General features: G+C 55.4%; 8 protein-coding genes. 3 read left to right on the top strand and 5 right to left on the bottom strand.

What is annotated here, in order from left to right; all coding sequences use genetic code 11:
- From GHO41_RS27005 to GHO41_RS26995, 3 genes are all read right to left on the bottom strand, one after another.
- Window positions 1-903: DUF2002 family protein (locus tag GHO41_RS27005; RefSeq protein WP_153435131.1), on the bottom strand; the 903-nt coding region annotated here is incomplete at its 3' end.
- A 341-nt stretch (window positions 904-1,244) separates the two neighbouring features.
- Window positions 1,245-1,730 carry a GNAT family N-acetyltransferase gene (locus GHO41_RS27000; protein WP_153330736.1) on the bottom strand — a complete coding sequence of 162 codons (486 nt, stop codon included), beginning with the start codon at window positions 1,728-1,730 and terminating at the stop codon, window positions 1,245-1,247.
- Window positions 1,721-2,017: a DUF1778 domain-containing protein gene (locus GHO41_RS26995; RefSeq protein ID WP_153330737.1), complete on the bottom strand. Its 297-nt coding sequence runs from the start codon at window positions 2,015-2,017 to the stop codon at window positions 1,721-1,723. Before GHO41_RS26995 ends, GHO41_RS27000 begins: the two co-directional genes overlap by 10 nt.
- Window positions 2,018-2,341: 324 nt before the next feature.
- On the opposite strand from GHO41_RS26995, the gene GHO41_RS26990 reads away from it, so the two are divergent.
- Window positions 2,342-3,322 (top strand): IS5 family transposase, encoded by a 981-nt coding sequence (locus tag GHO41_RS26990; protein WP_034113392.1) that lies wholly within the window; start codon window positions 2,342-2,344, stop codon window positions 3,320-3,322.
- 262 nt (window positions 3,323-3,584) lie between these two features.
- Here the strand turns inward: GHO41_RS26990 and GHO41_RS26985 are convergent, their stop codons facing one another.
- On the bottom strand, window positions 3,585-3,971 hold the full coding sequence (locus GHO41_RS26985; RefSeq protein WP_153330738.1) for a hypothetical protein: 387 nt from the start codon (window positions 3,969-3,971) through the stop codon (window positions 3,585-3,587).
- The gene (locus tag GHO41_RS26980; protein ID WP_153330739.1) at window positions 3,968-5,317 is read right to left on the bottom strand and encodes a hypothetical protein; all 1,350 of its coding nucleotides are present in this window, start codon (window positions 5,315-5,317) and stop codon (window positions 3,968-3,970) included. The genes GHO41_RS26985 and GHO41_RS26980 overlap by 4 nt, the downstream gene beginning before the upstream one ends.
- 527 nt (window positions 5,318-5,844) lie before the next feature.
- On the opposite strand from GHO41_RS26980, the gene GHO41_RS26975 reads away from it, so the two are divergent.
- Together GHO41_RS26975 and GHO41_RS26970 are read left to right on the top strand one after the other, a co-directional pair.
- A complete protein-coding gene (locus GHO41_RS26975) occupies window positions 5,845-8,592 on the top strand; it encodes a type VI secretion system Vgr family protein (RefSeq protein WP_153435130.1) in 2,748 nt (915 codons plus the stop codon).
- The coding region (locus GHO41_RS26970) for a DUF6531 domain-containing protein (protein ID WP_178126593.1) at window positions 8,589-10,935 on the top strand (2,347 nt) is incomplete at its 3' end. The genes GHO41_RS26975 and GHO41_RS26970, both read left to right, overlap by 4 nt.

Here is a 10,935-nt window from a genome sequence, read left to right as displayed (position 1 = left end):
CGCTGAGTTCGGAATAAGACATAGGGGCAGCACCGTACCGGAAAGGTCAGGTGTTGCACTCAGTTTTTGCCGCCGCCACCCTTTTTCCCACGAAATAACCTTTGCTAGCCCTAATACTCTATATGTCGTGACTTGTGGTTTCTTAGTAAGCTGCACAAGAACAGCCACAGGCACTCCATCCTCCTTACACCTATACAGCCCCTGATTGGTAAAAAGTTTAGTGGAACTCCCACGCGGGCTCTCCTCTTGAGCATAGGTATAGTGCCAACTTCCATTCTCTTGATAAACGGGCATTTGATCGCTGTAAGGACTGTCTAGCCTTTGACTAATCGACAACGCATAGTCAGATTCCTTTGGCTTGTAGATGCCTTTTGCCGAAATCGCAACAGTAGACGGTGCATTTTGGAGTTGCTCCCAAGTCAGCACTTGCCCTGTACGCTGTTCAAGCCACGCTAGTAACTCTGAATGGGTAACACGCTGACTTTCGGAGGCAGAAACCTCGCCTGCAAATGAGAGCCTTACTGCACCTACCAGTTCGTCAGTAAGCGACGGATACAAAATCTTCAACAAACCAATTAACGAATTTTCAGACTCTAGCGATACGGGTATACCGTAGTGAATCAACTCCCCACCTTGATTTAAGCGCTTTGGAAACACGGTCATATTGCTATGGTGAATATATTCGCTCCCGACGCTCACACCGTTAACACTCTGAAGGTCAGAAACTCGCGCCGCCAAACCGGGATCAATTACCAGGGCAGATTTTCCTGAAATATTCTTCACATTTACGATCAGGTACTCGCCATTTTTATAACGCCAAATGCAGATCTTATCTGTATGGCTGACGACGGAAAATTTCAAATTTTCAAGAAACTGATTGATTTGCTGAGGCTTCAATTTCATTTTTGCTAGCACTTAACAATAGTAGGAGCGCCCGCCGACACAGGCTTGAGATTTTACCTGCGACGATAGCAGAAATATCCTACAAATTGCCCAGCAATGTACTGTGATGAAGCGTCATGATTTTTAGAAGACACGAAGCAAACCGCAGACCCCGTAATTTCGATAGCGGTCAGGTGTTTTTTTAAGGATGGAGAGGCACGGGAAGCACATCATGTGCAGCACTCAACACTTCAGCATCAGGTCGGCGTAATAAATGCTACAGACGACAAAAGCCCCGCACATGACGGGGCAAAACTAAAAAGGTGGGGGTGATACTCAGGCAATCAGCGCGATGCTTCTACTTAACTAAAAGGAAGCATCATCGATATTGGGGACAGTGAGTTACAACGGATAAAGCCTGCTTTCTCGTAGAAGGTCGCAAGGCGCTCATTCAGCGGATGGACGACCAGAGCCGTTGATGCAACGTTTTCGGAAGCAAAAATAGAACGCTCGATGGCGTCTTTGAGTAAATCAAGTGACACCCCCTGCCCTTGGGCCGTTTGGCACACGCCCATGCGTCCGAGAATGGTAACCGGGTGCATATCGGGCGAGTTACGTTGTGCTTTTTTGGGCATGACGCTTGAGCGCAAAACCTGACCGCTCGACAGAGAGTAATAACCCACAACTGTTGCTGTGCCTTTGATGCATGTAACGAATACCGATGCGTGCTTTGCCCTCTGGGATTTGAGCGCTTTTTTTAACAGGTATTCGTTAATGCTGTCCTCCCCGCAGTCGAAGGCACTCAGATCATGAGTTTCGACCAGCTTTGCGGGTCTAGTCAGGTCCATCGGCTTGGCCTTTCTAGCAGCGCTCGCAAGCGGTCATTAGTTTTCAAGGGGCTCGCCTGCAAGGCTTGCTCGAAAGCATCAAAGTCTGCCTCATCAAGAACAAACACCCGTTGATCCAGGATCACCTCCTCTGCTCTTTTGCAGGCGGCGTCCAGAATAAAGCTGGTTCGGTCACTGCCTGACAAGGCGGCGGCCATGTCTATCAGGTCACGTTTTTTGCTGTCGGCTCTCATGTTGATAGCGACAGGCTTTCGTTTTTCCGGACTGTTGGCCGCTGGCGGGTTCATAGCATCACCTCTCATGCACAATTGCTTCTAGGACAGGCAACCTCAATAACACAATCGAGAGCCTTGACCTATGTAGAGTAATACTAAACCGGGTGTATAGCTAACGCATACACGAAAATGACATTTCTCTGGCCATGTCAGGCCTGGATGTTCAAGTGCCTGCCCCCGCAGCGTCACCTCTTCCTCAATCGGCACCACCCTGTCAGCCAGTACTTCGTGAGCCTTGAGCACTGCTCGACAGTACTGTTTAAGTGGAGCTAGGGAATCTCCGAACAAGTTTTCAAATGTGCTGAAATACGCCTGACCACCTGATCCGAGCCGCCTATGAGCCAGATGAGCTTTTCCGATTTCGAATACGCCGGCAAGCGCAAGCAGACACGCCGCGAACGCTTCCTCGCCGAGATGGATCAGGTCGTGCCCTGGACGGGTCTGCTGGGCCTGATCGAGCCGTTCTACCCCAAGGCCGGTGGCGGCAGAAAACCCTATCCTCTGGAAACCATGCTGCGTATTCATCTGTTGCAGAATTGGTTTTCCCTGAGCGATCCGACCATGGAAGAAGCGCTCTACGAAATCACGCCCATGCGCCAGTTTGCACGTTTGACCTTGAGCGCCCCGATACCTGAAGACACCACGATCATGAATTTCCGGCACTTATTGGAAAAGCATCAGCTTGCACCTGCAATCCTCGCGGTCATCAATGGTTATTTGCAGGACAAAGGCATGTCTCTGCGTCAGGGCACTATCGTCGATGCCACCATTATTCATGCTCCCAGTTCGACTAAAAACGAAGAGGGAAAGCGCGACCCCGAGATGCATCAGACCAAAAAAGGTAACCAGTATTTCTTCGGAATGAAGGCCCATATTGGCGCTGATGTCGAGTCCGGCTTGGTTCATCACGTCCACGGCACCGCCGCCAACGTCGCCGATGTCACACAGGTCGCCGAGCTTTTGCATGGCGAAGAAAATGCAGTGTATGCAGACGCCGGATACACCGGCGTTGAGAAGCGTGAAGAGCATGAAAATCGTGAAGTGATCTGGCAAATCGCGGCGCGCCGCAGCACCTATTCCAAGTTGAATAAACGCAGCGTGCTCTACAAGGCCAAGCGCAAGATTGAGTACTGCAAAGCCCAGACACGGGCCAAGGTCGAACATCCGTTTCGGGTGATCAAATGCCAATTTGGGTACGTGAAAGTGCGCTTTCGTGGGCTGATGAAAAACACGGCTCAGTTGACCACATTGTTCGCCCTGTCGAACCTGTGGATGGCTCGAAAACAACTGATGGGTATGGGCGAGTTGCGCGCTTAACATGGAAAACCGGGCGAAAAACGCCCTCGATGAACACTGCATCAGGTCGTTTTGAGCAAATAGCGCTGCGTGCCGTGCAAATTACGACTTGCGGCCGCCGCGCAGCAAGTTGATCGGAGCATCCCTAGCTGTTCTGCTGGTCGTCAACGTAACCGTTGTGAGGCCCAGCGTCTGGAGCCTCGCGGGGTACCGAGCTTATTCAGGACGCCTTGGAAGTCGTTGTTATGTACCTTTGAGCTTGATGTGACCGGTGCGCAAGAAACTACACAAACCCCAATTTAGCCACTACGCCAATACAAACCATAACCACTAAAAGGATTAGCCCACCCCATTGCAACATCACTAACTTACGTTTAAGAGAACCAGTAAAGCATCGAAGATCCTCAGCATTAACACTCCCGCGTTTAAGATAAAAACCGGGAAAAGCTATAACACTCGAAATACTTCCAATCAACACTAACCTCCCCCATGGGCCACCTTGCCTGAGTGGAGCAAAAGTGTTGATTAGCGAACTATTTTTCAAATGATCCAGCATCAGGTCCATCTGAGTATATGCAAGATGCAAGCACACACCGATCCAAATAAATATTCCCGCAAAATCGATTAATCCTACGGCCAAAAATATTTTATCTGCTGTATTCAAACTCATCGGGCTATCTCATAAATCTTATCAGCCATCGCTTCCCCAGCGGCACCACCTAAGGCTCCAGCCGTAAAAGAACCGACTCCTACCACAAACACACCGCAAACTAATGTTCCAACACCTGCAGATGGTACTCCTAGCCCAACACATATACCTGCAACTGCTGGGGCTGTTAAAAGCGCACCCGCTAATGAGCCCCCTCCAATCCCTCCGGCAAAACTACCCACCTCAGTGAACTTAACCCTCTTGCATGCCTCAGTACTCCCCGCCGTACAAACGTCTTGAACCTTCATGTAAGAGGCAGTTCCACCAATACCCGTGCCAATCCATCCACCGAGCTTAAGATATTTAGCTGCTTTGGAGACACCTTCAATATGGGTGGCATATCCCGGTATTTGATCTGCGCCACCCGCCGCCGTCCAGCGATGAACCAAGCTTCGAGTAGAGATGCCAAGCGCACTTTTTAAATTCGGGTGGTCCGCAAACCCTATGCCTTTACGGGTTAAAGCGGTCAGGTGCGTGTTGAGTTGTGCCAGCAGCCGCTTACGCTCTGCAAAAAACTCTGCTGATCGAAGATGTCCATCCGTTTGGAACGACCGTACGTGCAGCGCTTCAATGTCTTTAAACAGGTTTTTTACGTCGTCCAGGTTCTTGGCAAACATCGCCTCCCCGATCCCGATTGATGTGGCACCTTGGGCAAAAAGGGTTTCGATCTCGTCACGATACCTAACCATAAAGTTGGCCTCTTCCGGACTAAGCGCTTTTACCGCCTCATTGGCTTTGGCAGCGGCCGCCATCAATATCGCTTCTTCGCGGGTGCATTGCAGGTTGTTGGGATCGCTCAACACGATCATCGAACCGGCATTGACAGTGCTCAGCCCAGGGTTGAGTGCATCAAACTTGCTCATCACTGCGGGGTATTGCGACGAGAACAGCGCAGCCTTTAACTGATCGACTATCGTACTTTTGGGAACAACATAGAAGCCCGGCTCTTGCAGTGGCTGCCTGAACTCTGGCTTTGAGACTGGGAGTAGTTCTCTCTCCCGATCTACGGGGCTATGAAAACTGCCAGGCCTGCCTTGCCCCGTAATGTGCGCATACCGACCCAAGTTGTCATCGCTTAACGGACTGAAGGGGTCAGCGTCGACCAGCAACAAGTCTCCGTTTTCAACAGCCTCTACGATTTGTTGGTCACTCATTGGCCGACCGAACGCATCAACATGAGATAAGTTAAGAGGCGTATGGGGCAAGTGCAAAGCACGCTCTACGTTCGCTTTTGCAAAAAATGGTGATTCTATATTTCTGAAGCTAATTCCAAGTCGTTCGCGATCTTGTCGACGAATAAGGCGCATGTAGTATTTTCCCTGATTAAGACCGTCCGCGCCGATTGATGCTGGCCAACTTATTTGAAGAGCGCGGACTGTATCGGCCAGTTCTGCTAGAGATCTGTCAGATCTTTCCTTTAATTGGGGAGGTTTTATCTATTCCATGCCCGGCTCGATATGGTTTCACCTCATCGGCCACATCCTTGCTCAGCACGTTCCGACTGGAAACCTGGGCCGTTACAGCGTGCAACACCAAAGATGATCAGGCACTGCAAAAATTGCTCAGCCAACAGCAGCCCCTGCTCTTCTGGCGAGCTAATTCGCTCACGCCCGCCCCAAAATTTGCTGCCTTCACATGATTACCGCACCCGAATAATTCCCGTAAATAACTTAATTACGGAATCTTCCTACGCAATATAAGGAATACGGAAGAGGACGAACTCAAAAGTCATCTTTAAAGTTCATGACATTCAATCTAAGCCATTGCCTATAAACCGCAATCTGCGCACAGAGCAACTTAACTCTGCCCCCTGTGCACGCACTCAGGAGCAACTATGTCCCGTCCACAGGATGTGCGGTTTACCTTCAGTTCAACAGCCGACATTGCCTTTGAGGTGGTGTCATTTGAACTGAGCGAAGGCATCTCTGAACTTTTCTGTTTAAACGTTGAATTGATCAGCGAGTCCGCCACTGCCGACTTCGCCACCCTGCTGGACAAACCCGCCACACTGACCCTCTTTCAGGGCGACCAGCCCGTACGGTACGTGCACGGGTTGATCAGCCAGTTCGAGCAAGGCAAGACCGGCTTTCGTCGCACCTGGTATCGCGCCCGCATCGAGCCCGAGCTGGCCCGCGCCAACCTGCAATCGGACTGGCGCATTTTCCAGCAGCGCAGCGTGCCGCAGATACTCCAGCAATTGTTCAAGGATCGCCACTGGGGCGCGTGTACCCAGCGCCTGACCGAGCCCCATCAAACACGTGAATTCTGCGTTCAGGCCGGCGAGCTGGACCTGGCGTTTTATCAGCGCCTGGCCGCAGAAGAAGGTTTGCTGTCGATCTTCCAGCACAGTGAGGCCGGGCATTCGTTGATTCTGGCTGACCACATCGCCACCTTCGGCATTTTGCAGGATGAGCCGTTGGTCTATGCGCCCAACCCCGGCGGCGATCCCGCGCAACCGGCACTGCACAGTTTTACCTACCGCGAACAGGTACGTAGCAGCGAGCAGACTCAGCGCGATTACACCTTCACCCACCCGCGTTACAACCTGGAACAACAAGAACAAGCGATGCATCTGGACCATCAATCAAGCGGCTATGAACGCTACGACTACCCCGGTCGTTACAAACATGACAACGCCGGTAAACCCTTTACCCGCACCCGCCTGCTGGCCTTGCGCAGCGATGCGCGCACGGTTGAAGTGACGGGCGATGATGCGCGGCTGGTGCCGGGTTTGGCCTTTGATCTGGTCGGCCACCCGCGTGAAGACATGAACATCGGCTGGCGCGCCGTGCACATCCACCACAGCGGGCAGCAGCACACCGCCCTGGAAGAAGAGTCCGCCGACAGCCGTGTCGGCACTCGCTACAACCTGACCGCCACACTGATCCCTGACACCCTGCAATGGCAGGCCCCGTTGCTGCCCAAGCCGTGTATCGAGGGCCCGCAAATCGCCACGGTGGTCGGCCCGGCCAACGAAGAAGTCTATTGCGATGAGCATGCCCGGGTGCGTCTGCAGTTCCCTTGGGACCGTGAAGACCGCAACGACGACCGCAGCTCTTGCTGGGTGCGGGTGTGCCAGAGCTGGGCCGGAGCGGGTTGGGGGCATGTGGCGTTGCCCCGCATCGGTCAAGAGGTACTGGTGGCATTCCTGCATGGGGACCCCGACCAGCCGATGGTGATTGGCCGCAGTTACCACGCCATCAATCGCACACCTTACAAACTCCCGGAATTCAAGGCCATTAGCCCGATCCGCAGCAAGGAGCTGCACGGCCAACGCCACAACGAACTGCGCCTTGATGACACCCATGGCCAAATCAGCGCCACGCTGATGACCGACCATCAGCACACAGCGCTGAACACGGGCTTCTTGACCCATCCGCGCCCCGATGGCGGAGCACCTCGTGGCGAAGGCTTTGAATTGCGTACCGACGCCCACGGTGTGGTGCGGGCGGGCGGCGGCTTGTTGCTGACAACCCAGCTTCGCGCCCGCGCCGTCGCCCATCACACCGACCTGCCCGAATGCGCCGAGCAACTCAGCATTGCGAAGCAACATCACGCCACCTTTTCTCACCTGGCCCGCGACCATCTGGCCCAGGAACGCGGTGATCAAGATGACGTCGCGCAGGCACTCAGTGACCAGCATGCGGCCATTCGCGGGACAGGCGGCAACCCGAGTGCCAACCAGTTCCCTGAGCTGAGCGAACCCTATCTGGTACTGCACAGCCCTGCCGGAATCGCCAGCAGCACACCGCAATCCACCCACTTGACCAGCGGCGAACACCTGGCCCTGACCAGTGGCGGCCACACCAGCCTGGCCATCGGCAAACGCTTGCTGATCAGCGCCAGCCGCGGCGTGCGCACTTTCGTCCAGAGCTTGGGCTGGCGACTGGTCGCAGCGTCCGGCGACATCGACATTCGCGCTCTCAAAGACAACATCAACCTGCTGGCCAAGCTCAACATCACCGCCACCGCCGAACGCATCACCCTCAGCGCCAAAGAAGAACTGGTGATCAAGGCCGCAGGCAGCACCACCACCTATAACGCCGGTGGCATCACCCATACCACTAGCGGCCAATACATCGCCCATGCCAGCAACTTTGCCTATAAAAACGCGCAAAGCCAGGCCGCGGCGTTTCCCCAAGACATCAAAAGCGGTACTGGCAATCTGGAGTTGCTTCAGCACTATGCCAATGGGTTGGCGTTCAAGGGGGGCCAATACCAGGTAGAAGATGCTCTGGGGCAGGTGTTCAAAGGTGTGCTGGATGCCAATGGATTTGCAGTCGTGGCAGGGTTGGCACCCGGCCCGGCCAACGTCCAGTTCAACAAGGACCCGGTTGATGTCTGGACCGATCCGGGTTTCCCCGGGCCCCATGAACAAATCGAAACCACCACCGCTAAGACCACCCGCACCCACCTGCCGGTTCAGGCCAGAGCGGTGCTTGAGACAGTACTCAACACCCCACCGTCTAAAAACGCGCTGAAGGCAGCAGCTCTCAGCAAAATGCCCTCGTCGGTCAAAACACTCGCGGACAGCATCGATGCTTCCGGGCCGCGGCTCGGCAACCCGGAGAAATCATCATGAACTCTCCTGCCACTCGCCCACGGCAATCGGCCAACAGCCCAATCAATACGGTCACCAAAGACGATATAGAGGCAAGCAAGGAAAAGCTCGACCAATGGCTGCGCAAGCTCACCAACGATACGGTCAGCTGGAACATGGTGCACGCCGCTGGCTCGGTTATTCCCGGGGTCGGTACAGTCTTTGCGGGGATTGATGCCATTGGCGATCTGCTCACGCTGATCGAAGGTGACCGCGAGGATTTCCTCACCTGGGTGAGCCTGGGTATCAATGTGGTCGGGTTGGTCTCGTTCCCCGGCGTCGGTCCTGCCCGGCTGGCGGTGCGCACCACGCTGTCCACGGTGCGCAAGAACGGTCTGGCGGCCATCTCAGCAGCCATGCTTACCGCCCTCGAAGAGAATCTCAACGACAAAACCCGAGGCGCACTCGAAGACTTTGCCGCCGCCATTCAAACCCGTCTCAGCGAGCTGTTGGCGAAAATCGCCGCCGAAATCAGCAAAGCTTGCGCCGCCTTCGCCCAGATGCTCAGGAGCATCGCCAGCGATGACGGACAGAAGACGCTGGCAAACAAGGCCAAGAAAGCTTCTCTGTTCGCAGGCCCGCTGTTTGCCATTGGGGCGCATTTTTTAATCGACGACAGACTGCTCTCCAAAAGCACCTGCCAAGAGCTGCTCAGCGTGGCCAAGAGTGCCGACGATATCGGCAAGCTGGCCGCGCAAAAGGTCACGTCGCTGGGCGATGCGGGAAAAATCGGCAGCATTGGCAATTTGATTGCCGAACTGGTCAGCGCCCTCGCCCGCCGCAAGCGCCGCGGCACCCAGCCAGCAAGCGTCGCACCACAACATGTCAACCACGCCCAGGCCCACACAGGCCAAGGGGGTATGGTGACTCAAAACACTCAACGTCACACCGACAGAGATCCCGGCTGCAAAAACAAAACCGCCTCCAGCACCGGCTGCAGTATCAGCTTCGCCACGGGTAGCGAAACCGTCGCACACGCTGACTTTTCCCTGCCCGGACCCTTCCCGGTTGAATGGGTGCGCACCTACCGTTCAAGCCTCGACGCCCTGGATCACGGCAGCCTCGGCGCACGCTGGATCACCCCCTTTACGACCCGCATCGCGGTCAACGACACAGGCCTGATCTACCTCGGTGCCGACGGGCGCAACCACCGCTATCCCAACCCCAAGCTCGGCAAACATCACTACGACGCCGTTGAAGGCGTACTGCTGGTTCGCAACTCAGCCACCACCCTGGTCATCGCCCGCGGCCACGACAACCAGGAACACTACCAGCAGTTGGGCGATCACTACGCCCTCAGTGAAATCACCCTGCGCGGCGGCGCCCGCGTCACCCTGCACTATGACCACCAGCACGCAGGCCAGGCAGTGCTGTCGGATCTGATCACCCACCAGGGCGAGACCCCGCACCAGCACATCCACACCCAGCTCGACGACCACGGCCGCATCAACGCCCTGTGGCTGATGCACGAAGGCGCGCCCTTGCGCCAGTTGGCGGGCTACGACTATGACGAACACGGCGATCTGCGCGCTGCCCGCGACGAAAACGCCGCGCAGTGGGCGTATCAATACCAACATCACCTGATCACCCGCTACACCGACCGCACCGGGCGTGGCATGAACCTGCAATGGCAAGGCGTCGGTCCGGATGCCAAGGCCGTGCGCGAGTGGGCCGACGACGGCAGCTACGACACCCGCCTGGAATGGGACGCCAATATCCGTCTCACCTACGTCACCGACGCCCTCGGCCAAGAGACCTGGCACTACTACGACATCCTCGGCTACACCTATCGCATCATTTACCCCGACGGCAACGAAGAATGGCTGTTTCGCGACGCCGCCAAAAACGTCACCCGCCATATCCACACCGACGGCAGCACTGACAGCTACGCCTACGATGATCACGGCAACCTGCTGCAACACACTCGCGCGGACGGCAGCAGTATTCACCACGCCTACGACGACCAGGACCAGCGCTTCAAGACCCGCGATGCCGAAGGCGGCCTGTGGAAATATGACTACGACCCGCGCGGCAACATCATCGAAACCCTCGACCCGCTGGAGAACACAACCTGCTACGCCTACAACAGCGACAACCTGCCGGTGCTCATTACCGACGCCCTCGGCGGCAGCAAACACCTGGCCTACAACGCCGACGGCCAACTGACCCGCTACACCGACTGCTCGGGCAAAGTCAGCCAATGGCAGTACAACGCCCTCGGCCAGCTCAGCCGTTTTACCGATGCTGCGGGCAACATCACCGCCTACCATTACAGCGCCGGGCAACTGGTGCGCCTGACCCTGCCAGACAACACCGAAGAGCATT

The sequence above is a fragment of the Pseudomonas sp. FSL R10-0399 genome (assembly GCF_009600165.1).
GTDB lineage: Bacteria > Pseudomonadota > Gammaproteobacteria > Pseudomonadales > Pseudomonadaceae > Aquipseudomonas > Aquipseudomonas helleri.
This window is presented reverse-complemented; position numbering and strand designations above follow the sequence as displayed.

Excerpts from the sequence above, each read along its gene's own strand:
- GHO41_RS27000 (WP_153330736.1), bottom strand. The coding sequence starts at position 1,730 with ATGGACCTGACTAGACCCGCAAAGCTGGTCGAAACTCATGATCTGAGT.
- GHO41_RS26995 (WP_153330737.1), bottom strand. The coding sequence starts at position 2,017 with ATGAACCCGCCAGCGGCCAACAGTCCGGAAAAACGAAAGCCTGTCGCT.
- GHO41_RS26990 (WP_034113392.1), top strand. The coding sequence starts at position 2,342 with ATGAGCCAGATGAGCTTTTCCGATTTCGAATACGCCGGCAAGCGCAAG.
- GHO41_RS26985 (WP_153330738.1), bottom strand. The coding sequence starts at position 3,971 with ATGAGTTTGAATACAGCAGATAAAATATTTTTGGCCGTAGGATTAATC.
- GHO41_RS26980 (WP_153330739.1), bottom strand. The coding sequence starts at position 5,317 with ATGCGCCTTATTCGTCGACAAGATCGCGAACGACTTGGAATTAGCTTC.
- GHO41_RS26975 (WP_153435130.1), top strand. The coding sequence starts at position 5,845 with ATGTCCCGTCCACAGGATGTGCGGTTTACCTTCAGTTCAACAGCCGAC.